This is a genomic window from Streptomyces sennicomposti (assembly GCF_019890635.1).
GTDB lineage: Bacteria > Actinomycetota > Actinomycetes > Streptomycetales > Streptomycetaceae > Streptomyces > Streptomyces sennicomposti.
The window spans coordinates 1-19076 of the sequence record NZ_JAIOAB010000055.1 but is presented as its reverse complement, the minus strand read 5'-3'; the positions used below and the strand labels follow the sequence as shown (position 1 = coordinate 19076).

Sequence of the window (19076 nt, the reverse complement as noted above, 5' to 3'; positions counted from 1 at the left end):
GGCGGCGGCCGCGCCGGGCCGAGCGCCGCCCCGCCGCGCCGGGGTCCGCCCGAACCCGCGCCGGCCGGGCCCTCGCTGCCGTAACGTCTCCTCATGCGTGAGGAGTTGCGGGTGGCGGCCTACGCCGTGTGTGTGCGGGACGGACAGATGCTGCTGGCGCGGTGGGTCGCGCGGGACGGCGCGCGCCGCTGGACCCTGCCGGGCGGCGGCATGGAGCACGGCGAGGACCCCTACGACACCGTGGTGCGCGAGGCGGAGGAGGAGACCGGCTACACCGTCGAACCGGTCACCCTGCTCGGCCTGGACTCGATCCGCCGCACCTACCCCCGCCCCCTCGGCGCCCAGGCCGACTTCCACGGCCTGCGCATCGTCTACGAGGGCCGGGTCACCGGCGGCGAACTGCGCAACGAGACCGACGGTTCCACCGACCTGGCCGCCTGGCACCCCCTGGAGACGGTCCCCGACCTGCAACGCGTCGAACTGGTCGACGTCGGCCTGAGACTGTGGCGCGAGCGGCCGGGGGCGGGAAGGCTCCTGGGGGAGAAGGCGTAGCGCCCCCGGCGGGGCGGCCGAGGGGCGGCGGGGCGGCCGAGGGGCGGCGGCGCGGGCGCCCGCGCCCCGTGCGGCGCCGGAGGACGGCGGGCGGCCGGCGCCGGTGTGCGACCGCGTGCGTGCGCAGGGGCCGCCGGGTTCTGTGCCCGGCGGCCCCTCCGCTCCCCTCCTGAACCGGTTCCGCCCCCCGCGGTGCCCGGCGCCCCCCGGTGGCTACCGGGGCAGTACCACCACGTACACCGCCGGGTCGCGGTCCGCCGCGGCCATCAGGGCGGTGCGGATCACCGTCGCCTGCTGCGCCGGGGCGTCGCGGAGCTTCTTCGGGGTGACGTGGACGACCGTGATGCCCAGCCGCTCCAGCAGTTCGCGCTTGCGGGCGTACTCCGTCCACAGCGCGTCGTCGTTCTGGCGGGGCGCCCGCGTGTCCAGTTCCAGCGCGACCGCCTCGTCGGGCCAGTACGCGTCGAGACCGCCCAGGTGCGGGCCGCCCGGCAGCCGCAGGTCCACGTTCCACACCGGGTCGGGCAGGCCGTGCTCGGCGACCATCCGGTACAGCCGGTCCTCGGCGATCGAGCGGCTCTCGGCCAGCAGCGAGTCCACCGCGTCCACCACGTGCGGCCGGTTCAGCAGCCGCTGCCGGGACAGTTCGCGGACCACCGCGGCCGGTTCGCAGTGCCCGCCGCGCACCGCCTCCGTCAGCAGCCGCTGCACCACCGCCGCGTCCCGCAGCCCGGCCACCGCGTCCGCCAGGGCGCGCGGCACCGGGGCCACCGGCAGCCCCGTGACCATCTCGGGCGCCGGCAGTTCGGCCGTCCGCCGCACCCGGGCGCAGCCCGCCGACCGCAGCCGGCGCAGCCGCGGCACCAGCACGTCGATCTTCTCCAGCGCCGGCAGCGCGGGCGCGGCGGCGAAGCCGTGCAGGGTGAGCGCGGCGAGGCCGGTGATCATCACATCGGCGGGGACCGGGCGGCGCGGCTGCCGGGCGGTGGGCTGCGCCGGCACCCCGGCCGGCTGCGGCACCGGGCCGCGCGCCGCGTACATGAGGACCGCGTGCAGCCGTTCCTCGCTGGTCGGCGGGCCCGGATGCAGCAGGAACACGCCCGGCAGGAACTGCTGCCAGGGCCCGCCGGCGCGGCACTGCTCGGTCGTCTCCGCCGCCGACACGCCGTGAGCGCGCAGTTGAGCGGTGGTCAGCACCCGGCGGTGCGTCTCGGCCAGGTGGCTCAGGGGGCGGGGGGAGAGCGGGGTGTTGTGGTTCATGCCGGGGAACTTCCCGCACCCGCACCATCCGCTAACCGCTGTTACACGTCCGTCGACAAAGCCGGACAAGACAGCACTAAAGGACGGGTGTTCGGATGCCGAAAACCCCTGGTCGGCCTGGGCCGGACCAGGGGTTACGGGGCATCTTGTAACAGTTACTCCACGCCCGACCCCTGGCCAAAGCTCATGCCATGGCCAAAGATCGAGCCGCAGCCGCAGCCGCAGCCGCAGCCGCAGCCGCAGCCGCAGCCGCATCGCCGCCGCCGCACAGCAGTCGCCGCCCGCCGCCGCAGCCCGCAGGCGAAGCAACCGCAGTCGCCCCCCCACAGCCGCAGCCGCCGCATCGCCGCCGCCTTCAGCCGCACCGCTACCGCAGCCGCACCGCTACCGCAGCCGTCGCTTTCAGCCGCACCGCAGCCGCGGCCGAAGGCGGTGGAGGCTCAGCCCGCCGGGCGGCGGCTCACGCCGCGCCCACCGCCGCGTCGCACTCCTGCCCCCGCAGCGCCCGCGCCAGGTCGTCCCGGGCCTCCAGGACCAGGCGGCGCAGGGCGGGCGGCGCGTCCTCGTGCGCGGTGAGCCAGGCGTCGGTCGCCGCCAGCGTCTCCGGGGAGTCCTGGAGCGCCGGGAACAGTCCCCGCACCACGTCCATCCCGATCTGGATCGACCGCTCCCGCCACACCCGCCCGATCGCCGCGAAGTACTTCTCCGCGTACGGCGCGAGCAGTTCCCGCTGCGAGGGCCGCTCGAAGCCCGCGATCGTCGCCTCCACCAGCGCGTTCGACAGCGCGTCCGACTCCACCACCTGCGCCCACGCCTGCGCCTTCACCGCGGCCGACGGCCGGGCGGCCAGGCACCGCACCTGGTGGCGCTTGCCGGAGGCCGTGTCGTCGCGGGCCAGTTCGGCCGCGAGCACCTTCTCGTCGGCCGCCCCGTAGGTCGCCAGCGGCTCCAGGAACGCCCACCGCAGCTCCTGGTCGACGTCGAGCCCGGCGATCTCCTCCGTGCCCTCCAGCAGACCGCGCAGCAGCTCCAGATCGGCCGGCGCCGACGCCGTCGCGGCGAAGAACCGCGCCCACGCCAACTGGTGCTCGCTGCCCGGCTCGGCCTGCCGCAACTCGGCCAGCGCGCCCTGCGCGAGCGCCGTGCCGGCCGCCGCGCGCCACTCGGGCGCGACGTAGTGCACGAGCGCCGACTGGGCCCACGCGTGCAGCATCTGGAGCACGCCGATGTCCGTCTCGCGGCCCCCGAACCGCAGCACCAGGTCGACGAACTCCCGCGCCGGCAGCAGCGCGTCCCGGGTCAGGTTCCACAGCGCCGACCAGCACAGGGCGCGGGCCAGCGGATCGGTCAGCGCGCCGAGGTGCTCGCGCAGCGTCGCCAGCGAGGTGTCGTCGAAGCGGATCTTGCAGAAGGTGAGGTCGTCGTCGTTGACCAGCACCAGTTCCGGCGCGTCCTGCCCGGCCAGCTCGGCGACCACCGTACGGGCGCCGTCCACGTCCACCTCGGCGCGCGCGTACCGCTCCAGCGCGCCGACCTGCGAGCGCCGGTACAGGCCCACCGCGACCCGGTGCGGGCGCAGCTCCGGGTGCGACTCGGCGGCCTCCTGCACCACCGCCAGCTCGTCGATCCGGCCGTCCGCGTCCAGCAGCACCTGCGGGGTCAGCGCGTTGACGCCCGCCGTCTGGAGCCAGGACCGCGCCCACGCGCCCATGTCCCGGCCGCTGGTCTCGCCCAGCACCGCCAGCAGGTCGCCCAGGCGCGTGTTGCCGTAGGCGTGCCGCTTGAAGTAGCGGCGCGCGCCCTCCAGGAACGCGTCCTGGCCGACGTACGCCACCAGTTGCTTCAGGACGCTGGCGCCCTTGGCGTAGGTGATGCCGTCGAAGTTCAGCTTGGCGTCCTGCAGATCGCGGATGTCCGCGGTGATCGGGTGCGTGGAGGGCAGCTGGTCGGCCCGGTACGCCCACGCCTTGCGGCGGTTGGCGAACGTGATCCAGGCGTCCTCGAAGCGGGTCGCGCCGACGTTGGCGAAGGTGCCCATGAAGTCCGCGAAGGACTCCTTCAGCCACAGGTCGTCCCACCACACCATGGTGACCAGGTCGCCGAACCACATGTGCGCCATCTCGTGCAGGATGACGTTGGCCCGCGCCTCGTAGGACGCCTGCGTCACCTTGCCGCGGAAGATGTACTCCTCGCGGAAGGTCACCAGGCCCGGGTTCTCCATCGCGCCGAGGTTGTACTCCGGCACGAACGCCTGGTCGTACTTGCCGAACGGGTACGGGTAGTCGAAGTGCTCGTGGAAGAAGTCCAGGCCCTGCTTGGTGATCAGGAAGACGTCGTCGGCGTCGAAGTGCCGGGCCAGCCCCTTGCGGCACAGCGCCCCGAGCGGGGTCTCCAGCCGCGTCCCGTCCGGCAGCTCGCGCGCGTAGGTGTCGGTGACGTAGTGGTACGGCCCCGCCACCACACAGGTGATGTACGTCGAGATCGGCTTCGTCTCCGCGAACCGCCACACCCCGTCGTGCTGCTCGCCGACGCCGTTGCTCCACACCGTCCAGCCCTCGGGCGCCCGCACCTCGAAGCGGAACGGGGCCTTGAGGTCGGGCTGCTCGAAGTTCGCGAAGACCCGGCGGGAGTCGGCCGGCTCGTACTGCGTGTAGAGGTAGACCTCGCCGTCCTCCGGGTCGACGAAGCGGTGCATGCCCTCGCCGGTGCGCGAGTAGGCGCACTGCGCGTCCACGACCAGTTCGTTGTCGGCGGCCAGGTCCTCCAGGAGGATGCGGGAGCCGTCGAACACCTCGCCCGGGTCCAGGTCCCGGCCGTTGAGCGAGACGGCGGTGACGCCCGGCGCGACCAGGTCCGCGAAGCTGCTCGCCCCGGGCTCGTTGCAGCGGAAGCGGATGGTGGTGACGGAACGGAAGGTGCGCGGCCCGTCGCCCTCCGGCCCGCCGACCGCCGAGCGGACGTCGAGGGACACCTCGTACCCGTCGACGGACAGCAGCGCGGCCCGCTCCCGGGCCTCTTCGCGGGTCAGATTCTCACCGGGCACGGACGGCACTCCCTTGTGTCTTGATCAGCATGCGGACAGCACCGATCCTGCCATGCGGCCCTGACGGGCGGCATTAGGGAATGCCCTGGGAGACGATCGGGTTGGCCCGTTGAAAGTGCGACGAAGCCACGACCCGATACCGGGAAGACCCGTACACCGAGGAGAGCCATGTCCGAGAACGTCTCCGCCACCGCCGCCGGGAAGACGCCCGTCGACTTCTGGTTCGACCCGCTGTGCCCGTGGGCCTGGATGACCTCCCGGTGGGTGCTGGAGGTCGAGAAGGTGCGGGACATCGAGGTGCGCTGGCACATCATGAGCCTCGCGGTGCTCAACGAGCCCAAGCTCGACACCCTGCCCGAGGAGTACCGCGAGCTGCTGTCCACCAAGGCGTGGGCGCCGGTCCGCGTGGTCACCGCGGCCTGGCAGAAGCACGGCGACGACGTCCTCGGCCCCCTCTACACCGCGCTCGGCACCCGCTTCCACAACCGGGGCGAGGGCCCCACCCGCGAGGCGATCGCCGGCGCGCTGGCGGAGGCGGGCCTGCCCGCCGACCTGATCGACTACGCCGACCAGGAGGACTTCGAGTTCGACGCCGAGCTGCGCGCCTCCCACAAGGAGGGCATCGACAAGGTCGGCCAGGAGGTCGGCACCCCGGTCATCGCGCTGCCCGGCGCCGACGGCGAGCAGATCGCCTTCTTCGGCCCGGTCGTCACCCCGGCGCCCAAGGGCGAGGAGGCGGCCCGCCTGTGGGACGGCACGATCGCGGTCGCCTCGGTCCCCGGCTTCTACGAGATCAAGCGCACCCGCACGGCCGGCCCGGACTTCAGCAACCTGTAGGCCCCGGCGCCGCCCCCTACGGGAAGACCCCCGCGAGTCACGTCCTCGCGGGGGTCTTCCTTCTTTCCGCCCGCCGGCGTGAAGGGTGAGAAGACGATCACGAGGCGGGACGCTGTGGGGTGCGCGTGCCGGTCCGCATTCGGCGGGCACGGACACGGCGACACGTTATTGCGAATGGCTTGCAACTACAACTTACCAACAAGAGACCGCGTACGAGCAAGAGCGCCGCCGCCGAAAACCCCCGAGCCCCCAGAAAAGCCCCCGAACCCCCGGAAGGCCACAGAACCCTCGGAAGGCCACCGAGCCCCGGAAGGCCACCGAGCCCGGAAAAGCCGCCGAGCCCCGGAAGGCGCCGAGCCCGGGACAGGTGCCCGTACACGCCGGAAGGCCCCCGCGTGCGTCACGCGAGGGCCTTCCGCCGGTTGCCGGATACGTCAGCTCCGGGCGCTGCCGCGCTGCCGGGCGTACCCGATCGCCGCCAGGACCAGCGTCATCGCCCCCGTCGAGTACAGCTGCACCCGGGTGTCGCCCTCCCGGGCCATCAGCACGAAGACCGCCGCCATCCCGGCCAGCGCCACCCAGGTGAGCCACGGGAACGCCCACATCCGCACCACCAGCTTTTCCGGCGCCTCCCGCTCCAGGCGGCGCCGCAGCTTCAGCTGGGAGACGGCGATGAAGATCCAGACGACCAGGATCACCGCGCCGATCATGTTCAGCAGCCAGGGGAAGACGTCGTCGGGCCGCCAGTAGCTCAGCAGCACGCACCCGAACCCGAACAGGCACGACACCAGCACCGCCGCCCGCGGCACCCCGCCGGAGACCTTCGCCAGCGCCCGCGGCCCCTGACCGCGCCGCACCAGCGAGTACGCGATCCGTGAGGAGCCGTAGATGTTGGCGTTCATCGCGCTCAGCAGCGCGACCAGCACCACCACGTTCATCAGCTGGCCCGCGCCCGGGATGCCGAGCCGGTCCAGGGCGGCCACGTAGGGGCCCTTGTCCACGACGGCCGGGGAGTTCCACGGGACCAGGGTGACGATGACCGCCATGGAGCCGATGTAGAACAACGCGATGCGCCACATGGCGGTGCGCACCGCGCTCGCCACGCCCTTGACCGGGTCCTCGGACTCGGCCGCCGCGATGGTGACCGTCTCCAGGCCGCCGTAGGCGAAGACCGAGGCGAGCAGGCCGACGATCAGGCCCTGGCCGCCGTGCGGCAGGAAGTCGGAGAGGTTCGAGGCGCCCGGCGAGTCGGTGCCGGGCAGCACCCCGGCGACCGCGAGGACGCCGAGCACCAGGAACAGGCTGATCGCGCCGACCTTCAGGGCCGCGAACCAGAACTCGAACTCGCCGAAGTTCTTCACCGCGGCCAGGTTCGCGCCGCAGAACACCACCATGAACAGCGCCACCCACAGCCAGTCCGGGGTGCCCGGCAGCCAGCCCGTGACGATCTTGGCGGCGCCCATGCCCTCCAGGCCGACCGCCGTGCACAGCAGCACCCAGAACGACCAGCCGGCCGTGAAACCGGCCCACGGCCCGAACGCGCGCTCGGCGTGCGCGGAGAAGGAGCCCGAGGACGGGTGGGCGGCCGACATCTCGCCCAGCATCCGCATCACCAGCATCACGAGGACGCCGGACAGGGCGTAGGCGATCACGATGGACGGACCGGCGGCGGCGATGCCCGCGCCGGAGCCGACGAACAGACCGGCGCCGATCACCCCGCCGAGGGCGATCATCGACAGATGGCGCTGCTTGAGGCCGTGGCCGAGGGAGGCGCCGCCCGCATCGGGCGGCGCCTGGGTCTCTGAGCCGGTGGTGGTGCGGAGGGGGCTGCTTGGCATGGGCGCGCTCGTCCGGGGTGTGGGGGGTGGGGCAAGAGTGCCCACAGTGTGGGCAGCCCGTCCGCTCACGGGGACGGGCTGCCCATTATCCGGACGCGCCCTGCGCGCAGGGTGGCGGGGCGGCTACGCGGCGAGCGCGGTGGCGACGCTCGTGTAGTGCGAGGCGTCGCCCTCGATGGAGTAGCTCTCCTTGCCCTCCACGCCCACCGGCACGTCGCCGGCGACGGTCACCCGGTTCAGGCGGCGGGGCAGGCCGTCGTAGTTGTCGATCGCGTAGTGCTGGGTGATGCGGTTGTCGAACAGGACGAGCTGGTTCTCCGACCAGCGCCAGCGCAGGACGTTCTCCGGGCGGGTGACGTAGGACTGGAGCAGGTCGAGGATCTTGCGGGACTCCGGCACCGACAGGCCGACGACGCGCTGCGCGAACCCGCCGATGAACAGGCCCCGCTCACCGGTCAGCGGGTGCACCCGGACCACCGGGTGCGCGGTGCGGTACGTGATGGACGTGAACTGGGCGCGCTGGGCCGCCTTGTCCTCGTCGATCGACTCCTCGGGGACCGCGTAGTCGTAGTCGTTGGTGTGCTCGGCCCACAGCGTGTCGGCCAGCCGCCGCAGCGGCTCGGGCAGGTCGCGGTAGGCGGCAGCGGCGTCGGCGATCAGCGTCTCGCCGCCGTACGGCGGGATCGTGATGCTGCGCAGGGTGCTGGCCTGCGGCGGGTTCAGCACGAAGGTGACGTCGGTGTGCCAGTGGTTGGCCCGGCCGCGCTCGCTGTCCACGGGCAGCACGTTCGGGGCGCCCTCGACGGCCGGCACGGTCGGGTGGGCGGTGGTCAGGTCGCCGAAGTGGCGGGCGAAGGCCTCCTGCCCGGCGTCGTCCAGGTGCACGTCGTCGAAGACGAGCGCCTTGTGGGTGTTGAGGGCCTCGCGGATCGCGGCGACCGTCGCCGCGTCCAGCGGCCGGGACAGGTCGGCGCCGAGGACCTGGGCGCCGATGCGCGCGGTGACCTTGCGGATCTCGATGGACATGGGGTTCCTTCCAGGCGGTGGCGGGTGCGGGTCAGGCGGTGGCGAGTGCGGGCGTGACGTGCCGGACGTGCTGGTTGGCGGGGCGGGGCAGGCCGTAGCGCTCCCGCAGGGTCTGGCGCGGCCCGTATCGCGTGCGCAGCAGGCCGCGGGCGCGCAGCAGCGGGACGACGTGCTCCACGAAGGCGTCCAGGCCGGACGGCAGCACCGCGGGCATGATGTTGAAGCCGTCGGCCGCGCCCTGGGTGAACCAGGTCCCGATGGCGTCGGCGACCTGCTCGGGGGTGCCCGCGAAGGTGAGGTGCCCGCGTCCGCCGCCGAGCCGGCCGATCAGCTGCCGCACGGTGAGCCGTTCGCGCCGGGCCAGTTCCACCACGAGCGTGTAGCGGCTCTTGGCGCCCTCGATCGCCGACTCCGGCGGCAGGTCGCCGGGCAGCTCCCGGTCCAGGTCGAGGGCGCCGGGCGGCAGGCGCAGCAGGTTCTCCAGCCGGGTGCGGCCGTGCTCGGGCACGATGTGGTCGTCCAGCAACTGCTCGTTCGCCCGCGCCTCGGCCTCGGTGGAGCCGAGCACCGGCACGATCCCGGGCAGCACCTTGATGTGCTCGGGATCGCGCCCGGCCTTCCCGGTGCGGGCCTTGAGGTCGGCGTAGAAGGCCTGCGCGTCGGCGAGGGTCTGCTGCGCGGTGAACACCGCCTCCGCGTACCGCGCCGCGAACGCCTTGCCGTCCTCGGAGGAGCCGGCCTGCACGAGCAGCGGGTAGCCCTGCGGGGTGCGCGGCACGTTCAGCGCCCCGGCCACGCTGAAGAACCTGCCCTCGTGGCGCGGCGGATGGATCTTGGCGTCGTCGCCCCACACCCCGGCCGCCTTGTCGGCGACGATCGTGTCGTCCTCCCAGCTGTCCCACAGCTTGAGGGCGACCTCCGTGAACTCCGCGGCCCGCGCGTACCGTTCGGCGTGCGCCGGCTCGGCCGCCAGACCGAAGTTGCGCGCCGCCTCCTCGCCCGCGGTCGTGACGATGTTCCAGCCCGCCCGGCCGCCGCTGATGATGTCCAGCGAGGCGAACTTGCGGGCCAGGTTGTAGGGCGAGTTGTAGGAGGTGGACGCGGTGGCGATCAGGCCGATGTGCTCGGTCGCCGTGGCCAGCGCGGTGAGCAGCGTCAGCGGCTCCAGCGCGCCGGCCGGGCGCTGCGCGACGGTGTTCCACAGCTGCGGCCCGTCGGCCAGGAACAGCGAGTCGAACGTGCCGCGTTCGGCGATCTTCGCGAGGTTCACGTAGTGGGCGAGGTCGGTGTGCGCGTACGGGTCGCTCTCCGGCAGCCGCCACGACGCCTCGTGGTGGCCGGTGTTCATCAGGAACGCGTTCAGGTGCAACTGGCGGGTCATGCGAGGTCCTCCGTGACGCCCAGCGCGGCCAGCAGCCGCTCCCGGTACTCGCCGAGCAGCGGGTCCCGGTAGGAGCGCGGGTGCGGGCGGTCGATGGTCAGGTCGAGGCCGATACGGCCGTTGTCGAGGACGAGGACACGGTCGGCGAGCACGATCGCCTCGTCCACGTCGTGGGTGACGAGCAGCACCGACGGCCGGTGCCGCTGCCACAGCTCGCGCAGCAGCCCGTGCATCCGGATCCGGGTGAGCGCGTCGAGCGCGCCGAACGGCTCGTCGGCCAGCAGCAGTTCGGGCTCGCGGACCAGGGAGCGGGCGAGGGCGGCGCGCTGCGCCTCGCCGCCGGACAGCTCGCTCGGCCAGGCCCGCTCCCGGCCGCCGAGGCCCACCTCGGCGAGGGCGGCCCGGCCGCGGGCGGCGGCGTCCTTGCCGTCGGTGCCCAGCAGCACGTTGTCCAGCACCCGCCGCCAGGGCAGCAGCCGGGAGTCCTGGAAGACCACCGACACCCGGTCGGGCGCCTCGAGTTCGCCGCTGCCCGTCACCCGGTGGTCGAGTCCGGCGATGGCCCGCAGCAGGGTGCTCTTGCCGGAGCCGCTGTGCCCGAGCAGCGCGGTGAACGAGCCGGCCGGCAGATCGAGGTCGATGCCGTCGAGGACCGTACGGCCCTCGAACGACCGGGTCAGACCGGTCAGCCGTACGGCCGGCCGGGTCAGCTGCTCAGTGTGCGGCGCCATGACAGCACCCTCCGTTCGATCAGACGGACCACGCTGTCGGAGACCAGGCCGAAGACGCCGTAGACCAGCAGGCCGACCAGGATGACGTCGGTCTGGCCGTAGTTCTGGGCCTGGAACATCATGTAGCCGAGGCCGCTGGTGGCGTTGATCTGCTCCAGCACCACCAGCCCCAGCCAGGACCCGGTCACGCCGAGCCGCAGGCCGACGAAGAAGCCGGGCAGCGCGCCGGGGATCACGATCTGCCGGATGAACCGATAGCGGGACAGGCCCTGCACCTCGGCCAGCTCCACGAACCGGGTGTCGATGCCGGCCAGCGCGGCGTGCGTGTTCAGATAGACCGGGATGTAGACGACGATCGCGATGATCGCGACCTTGAAGGTCTCGCCGATGCCCAGCCACAGGATGAACAGCGGGATCAGACCGAGGGTGGGGATCGCCCGGTTGAGGTTCACCGTCCCGTCGATCAGCGCCTCGCCGGTCCGGCTCAGCCCGGCGGCCAGCGCCAGCAGCACTCCCGCGCCGAGCCCGATGGCGAAGCCGTAGGCGGCCCGGCGCAGCGAGGTCGCCACGTCGGTGGGCAGCGTGCCGTCGGTCCACAGGTGCCCGGCGGTCTTCAGCACCGTCCAGGGCGCCGGGATCGCGCCCGGGTCGAGCCGCCCGGCCGCCGAGGCGGCGGCCCACAGCGCCAGCAGCACCAGGGGGCCGACCAGCCGGGCGGCCGGCAGCCGTTTGCCGGGGGACAGGGCGCGGCGGCCCCTGCGGGCCGTGCGGGCGGTGGCCGGTGCGCCGGCGTCCGCGCCGGCGCTCTGCGCGGTGGCCGTGGCCGCGGTGGTCGTGCTCTTCTCGGTCGCCGAGGTCGTCACGGCGCTCACCTCCGGTACTCGGCCGCTACGGCCCTGGCCGCGATGGACTCGAACCGCCGGTCGAAGAGCGAGTCGACCTTGAACTTCTTCACGAAGCCGCCCTCGGCGAGCAGGTCGGCGGTCTCCTGCTCCCACCTGATCGCCTCGTCCCAGCTCGGCGGGAACAGCGGCTTGTTGGCGAGCTTCGTGATGGACTCCGCCTGCGCGAGGGTCAGGTTCTGCGTCTTGACGTAGAACTCCCGGTTCCATTCGTCCGGGTGCTCCCACTGCCACACCAGGCCCTGCGCCCACTGCGGGATGTACGCGGCGACCGCGGCGGCCTTCGCCTTGTCGGCGAGCACCGAGACCGGCGCCCACAGCAGGCTCAGCAGGTCCACGACATCGGTCGGGATGGTGTGCGCGCCCTTCGCGCCGTACTGCTTGAGATAGGCGGGCGCCTGGCTGTTGGCGAGCGGGGCGACGTCCACCTGTCCGGACTGCAGCGCGGTGAGGAACTGGTTGCTGGTCAGCGGCACCAGCTTCACGTCGTCGTACGTCAGCCCCGCCTCCTTCAGCGCCCGCAGCAGGACGACGCCCTGCGCCTGCCCCTGCGAGAAGGCGAGCCGCTTGCCCGCGAAGTCATGGGTGGTGCGGATGTCGCTGCCCGGCTTGGTGGCGAAGAGGTAGTTCGGTTTGCGGGTGACGTTGATGGCGACGATCCGCGCGTCGTAGCCCTGGTAGTGCGCCTGGATCGGCGGGATGCCCGCGTTGTTGGCGACGTCCAGGGAATGGGCGCGGAACGCGTTGATGACGTCCGGGCCGGCGCCTATGTTCAGCCACTGCGACACCGTGAACGGCAGCTTGGGCAGTTTCGCCAGTTTGAACTGGAGCTGCTGGACATCCTGGTACGACGCGATCTTCAGACTGGTGCCGGGCGGCACCTTGGCCGACAGCGGAGCCGACAGGTCGGCGTCCGACTTGGCGGCGGCGCTCGATCCGGCGCAGCCGCTCAGCCCGGCCGTCGCCGCGGCGACACCCAGCAGGGAGGAGAGGAACAGGCGCCGGTCCGGGCCGGACACGGGGGCGGAAGGCATGACGGGACTCCGTGGGATCACAGGGTGCACAGGGCGGCGGAACGCGTACCGGATTACGGACGACGACGAAGTCGGTAATTCCGTGAAGTCCGTTGTTCCATGGGGGAATTCACGCGGGGAAGACCGGACGCCGGGCACACGGCGGAAGATGACGCAAGACGGCGGGAGCCGTCGGCGGCCGGATGCCCGGATACGCGGTGGAGAACCGGAGGGAAAGGCGCTCCGGGGCGCTTCAACGGGTCAGCAACAGAAAGTGCGACAGCTCGTGAGCGGGTTCATGCAAGGAATGCTCCCGGTCCCGCGCAACCCCTGTCAACATTCGGAGTTTCCGAATTAATTAACTTCAGGTGACACGGTCAGCGGGTCCCGGTAGAGCACGTCCAGGGCCACCGCGCCGCCCGCCACCGCCAGCACCGCATCGGCGAACGCGCTCGGTTTCACATCGTCCGCCCGGTCCGCCCCGACCGCCTGCCTGAGCGCCGCCAGACAGTCCTCCCGGTGCATGGCGCCGACCTCGGTCACCACCACCGTCTCCGGGTTGAGCACCGCCAGCAGCATCCCCACCGCCCGCCCGGTCATCCGGGAACGGGCCACCAGCAGCCCTACGGCCGCCGGATCGCCGGCCGCCGCCGCGTCCAGCACCCGCATCGGGTTCACCCCGGCGTGCACCCCGGCCGCCCGCGCCCGCCGGCACAGCGTCCGCTCGCTCAACTCGGCCTGCAGGCAGCCCACCCGGCCGCAGTCGCAGGGCTCCGTGCCGCCCGGCACCGGCAGATGCGCGATCGCGCCCGCCTGCGAGCGCGGCCCGTAGTGCACCTCGTCGTTGGTGGCGAACGCCGCGTCGACCACGTTGCCCACGAACAGATGCAGCACGCTGCGGCTGCCCCGCGCCCCGCCGAACAGCCGCTCGGCGTTGACCAGCGACCGGGCGTGCCCGTCCACGTGCACCGGCAGCCCGGTGCGCGCGCCGATCACCTCCCGCACCGGCACGTCCCGCCAGCCCAGCAGCGGATGGCGCACCACGGTCCCCGAGTCCCGGTCCACCCAGCCCCCGGCCGCGAACCCCACCGCGAGCGGCGTGCCGCCCCGCGCCCCGGCCAGCAGCGCGGCGATCCCGTCACCGGCCCGTGCCAGGACCCGCGCCGGCTCCGTACCGGCGTGCTTGAGCCGCCGCTCGGCCACCACCCGGCCGCGCAGGTCCAGCAGCGCGACCGTGGTGTACGGCACCGCCACGTGCACGGCGCCCACCAGGAACCGCGAGTCGTCCACGTCCACGGGCACATGCGGCCGGCCCACCCCGCCCGACTGCCGGGGCACGGCGGCCTCCCGGATCAGCCCGAGCCGGGCCAGCCGGGCGCAGTGGTCCGTCACGGAGGCCGGGGACAGCCCGGTCAGCCGGGCGATGGTGCTGCGCGCCACCGGCCCGTGCGCCAGCACCGAACGCAGCACGACGCTGGCACTGGTGCGCCGCCGGTCGGGATCGGCGAGCCGGGGAACGGGGGAGGACAGGACGGGGGTGTGGGTGGGTGCCGCGGTACGGGGCATGGGGGATCTCCCGGGGACGGGGCCGACGCTGCGCCTGCGAGGAGGCAGGGGCGCGCGGAGCCCGCCCCTACCGGGGGCGGCGACAGGTGGCCGTGCCCTGGCGTCGCAGGTCGACATAGCGACGCGACGAGAAGTACCGGGCCTGGGCAACCATGCGTTCGAAGCTAGCAAACGCTCCCCGCGGTGCCCAGACGGCGACCGACGGGCGAGACGGGCCACCGGCCACGCGCCGGCCCCCGACCGGTCCGTCATCAGCCCCCGGCCGGTCCGTCATCGGCCCCGACCGGTCCGTCGTCGGTCCCCGACCGGTCCCTCCCCGGCCCCCGGCCGGTCTCGCGCCCGCCCCCACCGATTCCTCGCCGACGGCTTTGGCGGGTCCCTACAGAAGGGACGGACGAGACGTACGTCGTCTCGGCCACTCCACCTCAGTGACCGGCGTCACTCCGGGCCGGGTGTAACCGGTCGCCTTTGTACGGAGCCGACCAACGCCGCGCGCGGCCCTTTGTCGAGCGTTGACGGTGATCCGTCACGGTGCGCTGGGATAGCGTCACGGTGTTCCCCGACTGTCCCTCACCCCGCGGAGTCCCCATGAGCACCGCCGCCGCTGCCCCCGCCCGCACCGGGCAGGTCCTCGCCGACCTGCTGCCCGCCTCCCGTGTCCGGGACCTCGCTCTCGTGCTCGGCGGCGCCGCGCTCACCGGGATCGCCGCGCAGATCGCCGTCCCCGTGCCGGGCTCCCCGGTCCCGGTGACCGGCCAGACCTTCGCCGCGCTGCTGGTGGGCACCTCGCTCGGCGCCGGCCGCGGCCTGCTCTCCCTCGTCCTGTACGCGGTCGCGGGCGTCGCGGGCGTGCCGTGGTTCGCTCAGGGCGGCTCGGGCGCGGGCGCCCCGTCCTTCGGTTACGTCCTCGGCATGCTGCTCGCCGCCACCGTCGTGGGCGCGCTGGCCCGCCGCGGCGCGGACCGCGGCGTCTGGCGCACGGCCGGCACCATGATCCTCGGCGAGGCGGTCATCTACGCCGTCGGCGTGCCCTACCTGGCCCTGTCCACCGGGATGTCCGCGTCCGCCGCGATCGCCGCGGGCCTCACCCCGTTCCTGATCGGCGACGCCCTGAAGGCCGCGCTGGCGATGGGCGCGCTGCCCACGGCCTGGAAGCTGGCCGGCAAGCGCTGAGCTGAGCGATACCGGACGAAGCAGCTGAGCGGTACCGGACGAAGCAGTGGAGGGAGCCCCCGGCCGGGGGCTCCCTCCACTGCTTCGTACCGATGCATGCTCCGTCAGGGAGCGTCGGCGTGCGTCAGTCGGCCGAGATCTCCTCGGCCCCGGCGGGCACGGCCTCGGCGGCCACGGCCCCGGCGGTCGCCGCCCGGCGGTCGCGGTCGAGCTTCTGCTTGACGAAGGCGATCGCCAGCACCACGGCCGCCACCAGCAGCGACAGCAGCACGGTCTCGCGCCCGTCGTGCTCGGTGTCGGTCAGCATGTACCCGAGGACGAAGACGATCACCGCGGCCGCCGCCCAGGTCAGGTACGGGTACAGCCACATCTTCACGACCAGCTTCTCGGGCGCCTCGCGCTGGATGATCCGCCGCATCCGCAGCTGCGAGAAGCAGATCACCAGCCACACGAACAGGGCGACGGCGCCGGAGGAGTTGACCAGGAAGAGGAAGACGGTGTCCGGGAACTTGTAGTTGAAGAACACGGCCACGAAGCCGAAGGCCACCGACACGAGGATCGCGGTCCTCGGCACACCGCGCCCGGTGGTGCGCGCGAACGCCCTGGGCGCGTCACCGCGCTCGCCGAGCGAGAACGCCATGCGGGAGGCGGTGTAGAGACCGGAGTTGAGACAGGACAGCACCGAGGTCAGCACGATGAAGTTCATGATCTGACCGGTGTGCGCGACGCCGAGCGAGTCCAGGGCGGCGACGTAGGAGCCCTTGTCGGTGACCGCCTTGTCGTCCCAGGGGATCAGGGAGACGACGACGAGGATCGAGCCGAGGTAGAAGACGCCGATGCGCCAGATGATGCTGTTGGTCGACTTGGTGACCGCGCGCTGCGGGTCCTCGGACTCGCCGGCCGCGAGGGTGGCGATCTCGCTGCCCATGAAGGAGAAGACGACGAGCAGCACACCGGTGAGGATGGAGCCGGGCCCGTGCGGCAGGAACCCGCCGTGGTCCGTCAGGTTGCTGAAGGACGCCTGGTCGGTGTGGACGCCGGGCAGCACGCCGAAGATGGCGAGCAGGCCGACGACGATGAACGCGCCGATCGCCACGACCTTGATCCCGGCGAACCAGAACTCGAACTCGCCGTAGGAGCCGACGGAGATCAGGTTGGTGGCGGTCAGCACCACCATCACGATGAGGGCCCAGCCCCACTGCGGGACGCCGGGGACCCAGTCGGAGAGGATCTTGGCGCCGGCGGTGGCCTCCACCGCGAGCACGACGACCCAGAAGAACCAGTAGAGCCAGCCGATGGAGAAACCGGCCCAGTTGCCGAGCGCGCGGTCGGCGTGCGCGGAGAAGGAGCCCGAGGTCGGGTTGGCGGCGGACATCTCGCCGAGCATGCGCATCACGAGGACGACGAGCGTGCCGACGAGGGCGTACGACAGCAGGATGCCGGGGCCGGCGGTGGCGATGCCGGTGGCGGAGCCGACGAAGAGGCCGGCGCCGATGACGCCGCCGATGGCGATCATCGAAAGGTGGCGGTTCTTGAGTCCGGCCTGAAGTCCCGAGCCGTGTCCGTCGGGGCTTGGCTGGCCGTTTCCAGCCTTCGGCAGGGTCGACTGCGAGGTCATGGACGGTTATTCCTTACGCCGGGTGAGCGAGTTCCCGTACGAGCGGTGTACGAGTCGGTCCAGTGAATCCGAGGCCAAGGAATTCGTGAACCTTCGAAACGTAATTGTTACTTGAGGTTTCCTTGAGGTCTGTAGTTTCGCTCACATTCCCGTGAGGAGTGTGTTATGTCACCACCCGAGGCGTCTGCCCCCGACCCGGCGTGACACACTCGGAGCATGCGCGTGTATCTCGGCTCCGACCATGCGGGCTTCGAACTCAAGAACCACCTCGTCGAGTGGCTCAAGACGGCGGGACACGAGCCCGTCGACTGCGGGCCGCACATCTACGACGCCCAGGACGACTACCCGCCCTTCTGCCTCCGCGCCGCCGAGCGCACGGCCGGCGACCCGGACTCCCTCGGCATCGTGATCGGCGGCTCGGGCAACGGCGAGCAGATCGCCGCGAACAAGGTCAAGGGGGTCCGCGCGGCCCTCGCCTGGAGCGAGGAGACGGCGGCCCTCGGCCGCCAGCACAACAACGCGAACGTCGTCGCCGTGGGCGCGCGCATGCACAGCCAGGAGGAGGCGACGAAGTTCGTCGAGACCTTCCTCGCCACCCCGTTCTCGGGCGACGAGCGCCACATCCGCCGCATCGACATGCTCACGTCCTACGAGACGACAGGCGACCTCCCCCCGATCCCGCCCCACCACCCCCAGCAGTAGCCCTCCGGGCCACCCGCCCGACGAACAACGGGCACCCCTCGCGGGGCGCCTCTCGGCGTGCCCCCGGGCAGCCCTGCTCGGAGCACCCTCGGGACCCCTCGCACCGAGCACCCCGGGACGCCCCCCGGAGGGGCCCCCGGGTCCCGCGACCGCCGGGCCTCCGGGCCCCTGCACCCCGGGACCGCCGGGCCTCCGGGACCCCCGGGCCCCCTGCGCCCCGGCCCCCTCCGGGACCGCCGGGTCTCTGGGACCCCTCCGGGCGGCGTCCCGGGGGGCACCCCGATCCCCTCCGGGACGCCCGGGGGTGCAGGGGGCGGAGCCCCCGCCGGGGGCCGGGGCGGAGCCCCGGAATGCTCACCTTTTCACTCACCGAGTCGGGTGGGTGGGTGGGAGAGGGGGGTCCGGGGCGGAGCCCCGGGGGACGGCGCCCTCTGCCGCCACCGAGTCGGGCGGGCGGGTGGGCGAAGGGGGTCCGGGGCGGAGCCCCGGGACGGTGCCCTCCCACCCCACCGAGTCGGGCGGGCGGGTGGGCGAACAACCACGGCAGAAAAGGACACCGCACCGTGCCAGAAGGGCACACCATCCACCGCCTCGCCCAGGACTACGCCGCCCGCTTCCAGGGCAGCCGCCCCACCGTCACCAGCCCCCAGGGCAAGTTCTCCGACGCCGCCGCCCTCCTCACCGGAGGCGAACTCACCCGTACCGAGGCCCACGGCAAGCACCTCTTCCTCCGCTTCCGGGAAGCGGACTGGGTCCACATCCACCTCGGCCTCTTCGGCAAGGTCACCTTCGGCGACGCCCCCGCGCCCCCGCCCACGGACACCGTCCGCCTCCGCCTCGCCGACACCACCGCGTACGTGGACCTCCGCGGCCCCACCACCTGCGCCCTGATCACCGGCGCCGAGAAGCAGGCGATACACGACCGCCTCGGCCCCGACCCCCTGCGCCCCGACGCGGACCCGGCCGCCGCCTACGCCCGCATCCGCCGCAGCCGTACGACGATCGCCGCCCTGCTGATGGACCAGAAGGTCATCGCGGGCGTCGGCAACGTCTACCGCGCCGAGGTCCTCTTCCGGCACGGCATCGACCCGTACCGCCCCGGCCGGGACATCACCGCCGACGAGTGGCAGGCGATGTGGGCCGACCTCGTCGCCCTCATGCGCGACGGAGTCCGCGCCAACCGCATCGACACCGTCCGCCCCGAGCACACCCCCGAGGCGATGGGCCGCCCGCCCCGCGTGGACGACCACGGCGGCGAGGTGTACGTCTACCGCCGCACCGCCCTGCCCTGCCACATCTGCGGCACCGAGGTCCGCACCGCCGACCTCGCCGCCCGCAACCTCTTCTGGTGCCCCACCTGCCAGCGCCCCTGACCCACGCCCACCCGCCCGGCCCCGCCCTCGGGACCCCCGCCCGGCCCCGCCCTCCGGCCCC

General features: G+C 72.9%; 15 protein-coding genes. 5 read left to right on the top strand and 10 right to left on the bottom strand.

The window, feature by feature from the left end:
* The first annotated feature begins 93 nt into the window (after window positions 1–93).
* A complete protein-coding gene (locus tag K7787_RS24820) occupies window positions 94–552 on the top strand; it encodes an NUDIX hydrolase (RefSeq protein ID WP_164388390.1) in 459 nt (152 codons plus the stop codon).
* A gap of 213 nt (window positions 553–765) precedes the next feature.
* On the opposite strand, the gene K7787_RS24815 is transcribed toward K7787_RS24820, so the two are convergent.
* On the bottom strand, window positions 766–1812 hold the full coding sequence (locus K7787_RS24815) for a hypothetical protein (RefSeq protein WP_223003008.1): 1047 nt from the start codon (window positions 1810–1812) through the stop codon (window positions 766–768).
* Between the two features lie 460 nt (window positions 1813–2272).
* Window positions 2273–4855: an aminopeptidase N gene (gene pepN / locus K7787_RS24810; RefSeq protein WP_223003007.1), complete on the bottom strand. Its 2583-nt coding sequence runs from the start codon at window positions 4853–4855 to the stop codon at window positions 2273–2275.
* A gap of 168 nt (window positions 4856–5023) precedes the next feature.
* Between pepN and K7787_RS24805 the strand changes: the two genes are divergently transcribed.
* Window positions 5024–5692, top strand: a complete 669-nt coding sequence (locus tag K7787_RS24805) for a mycothiol-dependent nitroreductase Rv2466c family protein (protein WP_009188624.1) — start codon at window positions 5024–5026, stop codon at window positions 5690–5692.
* 434 nt (window positions 5693–6126) lie between these two features.
* On the opposite strand, the gene K7787_RS24800 is transcribed toward K7787_RS24805, so the two are convergent.
* From K7787_RS24800 to K7787_RS24770, 7 genes are all read right to left on the bottom strand, one after another.
* On the bottom strand, window positions 6127–7530 hold the full coding sequence (locus K7787_RS24800; RefSeq protein WP_223003006.1) for an amino acid permease: 1404 nt from the start codon (window positions 7528–7530) through the stop codon (window positions 6127–6129).
* A 123-nt stretch (window positions 7531–7653) separates the two neighbouring features.
* Window positions 7654–8556, bottom strand: a complete 903-nt coding sequence (locus K7787_RS24795; RefSeq protein ID WP_164390370.1) for a TauD/TfdA dioxygenase family protein — start codon at window positions 8554–8556, stop codon at window positions 7654–7656.
* A 31-nt stretch (window positions 8557–8587) separates the two neighbouring features.
* A complete protein-coding gene (locus K7787_RS24790; RefSeq protein WP_223003005.1) occupies window positions 8588–9937 on the bottom strand; it encodes an LLM class flavin-dependent oxidoreductase in 1350 nt (449 codons plus the stop codon).
* Complete coding sequence (locus K7787_RS24785; RefSeq protein ID WP_223003004.1) at window positions 9934–10668, bottom strand: ABC transporter ATP-binding protein; 735 nt, start codon at window positions 10666–10668, stop codon at window positions 9934–9936. The genes K7787_RS24790 and K7787_RS24785 overlap by 4 nt, the downstream gene beginning before the upstream one ends.
* The gene (locus tag K7787_RS24780; protein ID WP_223003003.1) at window positions 10644–11531 is read right to left on the bottom strand and encodes an ABC transporter permease; all 888 of its coding nucleotides are present in this window, start codon (window positions 11529–11531) and stop codon (window positions 10644–10646) included. The genes K7787_RS24785 and K7787_RS24780 overlap by 25 nt, the downstream gene beginning before the upstream one ends.
* A gap of 5 nt (window positions 11532–11536) precedes the next feature.
* Complete coding sequence (locus tag K7787_RS24775; protein WP_223003002.1) at window positions 11537–12604, bottom strand: ABC transporter substrate-binding protein; 1068 nt, start codon at window positions 12602–12604, stop codon at window positions 11537–11539.
* Window positions 12605–12937: 333 nt separating this feature from the next.
* The gene (locus tag K7787_RS24770; protein ID WP_223003001.1) at window positions 12938–14149 is read right to left on the bottom strand and encodes an ROK family transcriptional regulator; all 1212 of its coding nucleotides are present in this window, start codon (window positions 14147–14149) and stop codon (window positions 12938–12940) included.
* Between the two features lie 588 nt (window positions 14150–14737).
* Here K7787_RS24770 and K7787_RS24765 point away from each other — a divergent pair.
* Window positions 14738–15322: a biotin transporter BioY gene (locus K7787_RS24765; RefSeq protein ID WP_164388603.1), complete on the top strand. Its 585-nt coding sequence runs from the start codon at window positions 14738–14740 to the stop codon at window positions 15320–15322.
* Between the two features lie 124 nt (window positions 15323–15446).
* Here the strand turns inward: K7787_RS24765 and K7787_RS24760 are convergent, their stop codons facing one another.
* Complete coding sequence (locus K7787_RS24760) at window positions 15447–16940, bottom strand: amino acid permease (RefSeq protein ID WP_043260832.1); 1494 nt, start codon at window positions 16938–16940, stop codon at window positions 15447–15449.
* 216 nt (window positions 16941–17156) lie between these two features.
* Here K7787_RS24760 and K7787_RS24755 point away from each other — a divergent pair, with 216 nt between their 5' ends.
* Complete coding sequence (locus K7787_RS24755) at window positions 17157–17642, top strand: ribose-5-phosphate isomerase (protein WP_027758391.1); 486 nt, start codon at window positions 17157–17159, stop codon at window positions 17640–17642.
* Between the two features lie 563 nt (window positions 17643–18205).
* A complete protein-coding gene (locus tag K7787_RS24750) occupies window positions 18206–19015 on the top strand; it encodes an Fpg/Nei family DNA glycosylase (protein WP_223003000.1) in 810 nt (269 codons plus the stop codon).
* The last annotated feature ends 61 nt before the right edge of the window (window positions 19016–19076 follow it).

Coding starts and splice junctions, on each gene's coding strand:
- K7787_RS24820 (WP_164388390.1), top strand. CDS start 94: ATGCGTGAGGAGTTGCGGGTGGCGGCCTACGCCGTGTGTGTGCGGGAC.
- K7787_RS24815 (WP_223003008.1), bottom strand. CDS start 1,812: ATGAACCACAACACCCCGCTCTCCCCCCGCCCCCTGAGCCACCTGGCC.
- K7787_RS24805 (WP_009188624.1), top strand. CDS start 5,024: ATGTCCGAGAACGTCTCCGCCACCGCCGCCGGGAAGACGCCCGTCGAC.
- K7787_RS24800 (WP_223003006.1), bottom strand. CDS start 7,530: ATGCCAAGCAGCCCCCTCCGCACCACCACCGGCTCAGAGACCCAGGCG.
- K7787_RS24795 (WP_164390370.1), bottom strand. CDS start 8,556: ATGTCCATCGAGATCCGCAAGGTCACCGCGCGCATCGGCGCCCAGGTC.
- K7787_RS24790 (WP_223003005.1), bottom strand. CDS start 9,937: ATGACCCGCCAGTTGCACCTGAACGCGTTCCTGATGAACACCGGCCAC.
- K7787_RS24785 (WP_223003004.1), bottom strand. CDS start 10,668: ATGGCGCCGCACACTGAGCAGCTGACCCGGCCGGCCGTACGGCTGACC.
- K7787_RS24775 (WP_223003002.1), bottom strand. CDS start 12,604: ATGCCTTCCGCCCCCGTGTCCGGCCCGGACCGGCGCCTGTTCCTCTCC.
- K7787_RS24770 (WP_223003001.1), bottom strand. CDS start 14,149: ATGCCCCGTACCGCGGCACCCACCCACACCCCCGTCCTGTCCTCCCCC.
- K7787_RS24765 (WP_164388603.1), top strand. CDS start 14,738: ATGAGCACCGCCGCCGCTGCCCCCGCCCGCACCGGGCAGGTCCTCGCC.
- K7787_RS24760 (WP_043260832.1), bottom strand. CDS start 16,940: ATGACCTCGCAGTCGACCCTGCCGAAGGCTGGAAACGGCCAGCCAAGC.
- K7787_RS24755 (WP_027758391.1), top strand. CDS start 17,157: ATGCGCGTGTATCTCGGCTCCGACCATGCGGGCTTCGAACTCAAGAAC.